This window comes from Streptomyces sp. NPDC059564, assembly GCF_042735575.1.
Classification (GTDB): domain Bacteria; phylum Actinomycetota; class Actinomycetes; order Streptomycetales; family Streptomycetaceae; genus Streptomyces.
Genome location: NZ_JBHWBP010000528.1, coordinates 1 through 3,739, shown reverse-complemented (window position 1 = coordinate 3,739; position 3,739 = coordinate 1). Strand labels below are relative to the sequence as shown.

At 77.3% G+C, this 3,739-nt stretch carries 2 protein-coding genes; both read right to left on the bottom strand.

From position 1 onward, the window contains the following. Positions 1 to 26: 26 nt before the first annotated feature. A complete protein-coding gene (locus ACFV0Q_RS39525; RefSeq protein ID WP_385012685.1) occupies positions 27 to 1,388 on the bottom strand; it encodes an ABC transporter substrate-binding protein in 1,362 nt (453 codons plus the stop codon). A 108-nt stretch (positions 1,389 to 1,496) separates the two neighbouring features. Then, positions 1,497 to 3,739, bottom strand: a 2,243-nt coding sequence (locus ACFV0Q_RS39520; RefSeq protein WP_385012683.1) for an FtsK/SpoIIIE domain-containing protein, incomplete at its 5' end; no start/stop codon positions are given.

Sequence of the window (3,739 nt, the reverse complement as noted above, 5' to 3'; positions counted from 1 at the left end):
CCTTGTCGACCGTGGCCGTCACGGGATCAGTTCCCGTAGGCCTTGGCCGCGTCCGCCTCCAGTTTCGCCTGGGTGCCCGCCACGTCCGACGGGTTCGCCAGGAAGTCCTGGAGCGTCTTCCACTCCCCGGCCCCCGGGGTCCCGCCGAAGGCGGCCGGAGCCTGGTCCGACATGTCGAAGCGGAAGTCGTCGCCCGCCGCGATCAGCGCCTTCGCGATGTCCCGCTGGATGGCGTTCGGGTACGCCGCGAGGTCCACCGCCTTGTTCGGGGAGACGAAACCGCCCGCGCGGGCCTGGATCTCCGCCGCGTCCGCCGACGCCAGGAACGTCAGCAGCGCCTGCGCCCCCTTCGACGGCTTCAGCGCCACCGCCACGTCACCGCCCGAGACCACGGGCGCCTTCGCGCCGACCGCCGGGAAGGGGAACACGAGCGCGTCCTCGCCCACCTTCGCCTCGGTCTGCGCGATGTTCACCGCCACGAAGTCGCCCTCGAAGACCATCGCCGCCGCGGGCCGGTCGCCGCCCGTGAAGGTCTGCGTCACCGACTTCGGGAACTCCGTCGCCAGCGCCCCGCTCGTGCCGCCCGCCAGGAAGTCCTTGCGCCCGAACAGCTCGCCGAGGGTGGTCAGTGCCTGCTTGACGCTGTCGTCCGTCCACTTCAGCTCGTGCTTGGCCAGCTTGTCGTACTTCTCCGGACCCGCCTGGGACAGGTAGACGTTCTCGAACCAGTCCGTGAGCGTCCAGCCGTCCGCGCCCGCCACCGACACCGCCGGGGTGCCCGAGGCGGACAGGGTGTCGGCCGCGGACAGGAGGTCCTTCCACGTCTTGGGGACCTGCACGCCGGCCGCCTCGAAGGCCTTCGCGTTGTACCAGATCAGCGACTTGTTCGCCGCCTTGTAGTACACCCCGTACTGGGTGCCGTCGACCGCGCCCAGCGCCTTCCAGCCCGCCGAGTAGTTCGCGTCCAGCTGCGCCTTGGCCTCCGGGCCCACCGGCTGCGCCCACTTGTTCTTCACCGCCGAGGCCAGCGCCCCGACCTGCGGGAGCAGCGCCACGTCCGGCGGCTGACCGCCCGCGATCTTGGAGCCGAGGAAGGTGACGATCGGGTCCTGGGCCGGGACGAAGGTGACGGTGGCACCCGTCCGCTTCTCGAACTCCTTCAGCACCTTGGTGAAGTTGGCCTGCTCCGGGCCCGTCCAGACCGCCGCGACCTCCAGCTTCTCCCCGGGAAGTTTCGGTAACTCCACGCGCGGCGCGGCCGATGCGTCCGGCCCGGACTCCTCCCGCCCCGGCTGCGGATCGCCCCCGCACGCCGACAGCGCGAGCGCGCCCGCGGCCGCCAGGGCCGCCCAGCCCATCCTCGTACGGCTCGTTCCCTGCTTGCGCATGGCTGTGCCCCCGATGCCCGTGGTGTGTCCCGGACCACAAGGTCTACGCCGACCCGCGCGCCCCCGCAATACCGCGTGACGGGGCCGTCGCGGGGGCGGTGCGCGGCTTCAGGGCGCGGGCGGGAACAGCACCGGTATCGCCGACACCAGGTGGGAGGCCCGGTCGAGGGCGCTGGCCAGCAACGCCAGGTCGGTGGGGCCGTTGCCCAGCTCGCGCACCGGGCGGCGGGCCGGTGGATCACCCATCCGGTCCCACTCCACCGGCACCACAGTCGGCCGCAGCGTCGCCGTGCGCGGGATCCGGCCCGTGACCCGGCCCGCCTGGAACGGCACCGCGCGCCCGTCCGCGTACCGGAGCACACCGCGGCCGGGGCCCGGCTGGTCCGGGGCGTCCAGCTCCACCCGCAGCGTGGCGCGGCGGGCCAGCTCGGTGTCGGCCGTACGGTCCGGGCGGGCGCTCGTCGCGATCAGGTGCACCCCGAGCCGGGCGCCCTCGCGGGCCACCGCCTCCAGGATCCGCACCACCGAACCGGCCGCCGGGCGGCCCGTACTGCCCAGACCCGGCGCCACCAGCGCGTCGAAGTCGTCCACCAGCAGCACCAGCCGGGGCAGGGGAGTGGGGCCCGCCGCCGCCGGGTCGGCGCGCGGCGTCTGGGCCCGCAGCCGCAGGGTGCCGGTGCGCTGCGGATCCAGGTCGCCGCGCAGCTCGCCCGGGGTGGGCCGGCGGGGCGCCACCATCCGGTCCGACAGCTCCCGGCCCGCGTGCCACTCCGCGAACGGCACCCCGTCCAGCAGCTCGTGGCGGCGCTTCAGCTCGGCGCCGAGGGCCTGCGCGAACTCCCGCATGCGCAGCGGGTCCGAGGCCACCAGGTGGGCCGACACGTGCGGGAGCTCCGTGCACGGCAGGAGGCCGTCGCCGCGCTCCCCGCCGGCGCCGTCCAGCAGGACCAGGCCCAGGCGGTCGGGGCGGGCCGCCGCCGACAGGGACGCCGCCAGCGAACGCAGCAGCTCCGTCCGGCCGCTCCCGGCGGGACCCTCCACCAGGAGGTGCGGGCCGTCGTGGACCAGCTCCGCGCCGACCGGGCCGCGCCGGCCCGCGCCGAGCACGATCTCGGCGCGGCCGCCGACGCCCTGGCCCTGGTCGGTGGCGGCCGCCCAGCGGGCCATCAGGGAGGCCGGGGTGGCGCGTGCCAGGCCGAGTTCGTCGAGGAGCCGTGACGCCGCCGGGAGGCTGGCCGCCGCCGGGCGGTACCCGGCGCCCTCCGCGGCCGGGCCGTCCGCGCGCAGCGGGGCCAGGGCCCGGGCGAACCGCTCCGCCCAGGCGGCGGAGACCCCGTCCGCGACGGCCGTCTCCCCGGGGGGCTGCGGCCTGCCGCCCGCGACCGCGAAGGACCGTAGCGCCGTGGCGACGTCCCCGCTGAGCAGGGCGGCCGTACCGCAGTCCCGGAACGCCGGGGCGGCCGCGCAGGCCGCCTCGTACGTCGCCGCCACGGGGGAGGCGGGGGTCGCGGCCGGCGCCTCCGCGAGGACCAGTACGTGGATGCCCGCGGCCGGCCCGTGCGAGGCGAGGCGGGCCGTCACGTCGCGCAGGGCGCCCGCGCCGGGATCGCCGTCCAGGACCACCAGCGTGCGGGGCCCCTCGTAGGCGTACGCCGCCTGCCGCAGCGCCGCCGGGTCCGCGGCGGCCCAGTTCGTGCCGAGCGCGCTGTCGTCCAGCCGCCGGGTCAGCTCCCCGGTCCGGGCGGCCGCCTGCTCCCGGTCGTACGCCAGCAGCAGCCGGCAGTCCTGGCCGTGCGCCGGCCGTACGTGGGGCAGCCAGCCGAGCCAGCCCCAGTCGCGGCGCCGCTCCTGGACGGGGCGCGCGCGGTCCGCCGCCAGCAGCACGATCTCCAGCTGCGCCGGGGCGTGCAGCCCGGCCAGCTGGGCGATCACCGACCGGGCCACGCCCGTCAGCCGCGCCCGCGGCCCCGCGACGCCGAGCGAGCCGCACGCGCGCAGCGCCACCCGGCTCCCGGCGCCGAGCCCGACCTCCAGGAACCCGGGATGCCCGGCCCCGCGCGACCACAGCCGCCCGGTGGGCCCGAGCGCCGCCAGCAGCAGCGCCGCCGGATCGTCGTCGTCGGGCACCGCCGCCGCCATCACCTCGGCCGCGACCTCCACCGCCTCGACGGCCCCCTCCCCCCGCACCCACTTCCGAGCCCAGGCCCCGATCCCCCGCCGCCTGGCTCCGCCGGTTCCGCCGGGGTACACCCCGCTGCCCACGGTCCCGTCCACACCGGGCTGTGCCCCGCCGGCGGCACTGCCGCGCCGCCCGCCGCCGGCCCCGGCCGCGCCGGGGTCGCCCGTGCCGG

What these genes read in the sequence shown, in the direction of transcription:
- ACFV0Q_RS39525 (WP_385012685.1), bottom strand. Translation starts at nt 1,388, where the DNA reads ATGCGCAAGCAGGGAACGAGCCGTACGAGGATGGGCTGGGCGGCCCTG.